Here is a 209-nt window from a genome sequence, read left to right as displayed (position 1 = left end):
GTGCTGTACATCAAGTTGAATGATAAGAAAGAGCGAAAGTGCCGTAGTCAAGATCAGCAGTTTGAAGGGAGAGGTAATGATATACCGCTCTGTGCCGAGGTAGGCGCGTATGAGTTTTCCTGGATTGAGAAAAAGCCATTTTAGCGTATAGAGACCACCTTTTTGCATGTTCCAGGCGTCTAATAAATAATTTATTGCGCCTTTAAAAG

Annotated in this window: 1 protein-coding gene; it reads right to left on the bottom strand. The window is 42.1% G+C overall.

Going from position 1 to position 209, the window contains the following annotated elements; all coding sequences use genetic code 11:
- Positions 1 to 168: DUF3667 domain-containing protein (locus E1176_RS21425; protein WP_155208560.1), on the bottom strand; the 168-nt coding region annotated here is incomplete at its 3' end.
- Positions 169 to 209 lie beyond the last annotated feature (41 nt).

Origin of the sequence: Fulvivirga aurantia (assembly GCF_009711475.1) — a bacterium.
Taxonomy (GTDB): domain Bacteria; phylum Bacteroidota; class Bacteroidia; order Cytophagales; family Cyclobacteriaceae; genus Fulvivirga; species Fulvivirga aurantia.
This window is presented reverse-complemented; position numbering and strand designations above follow the sequence as displayed.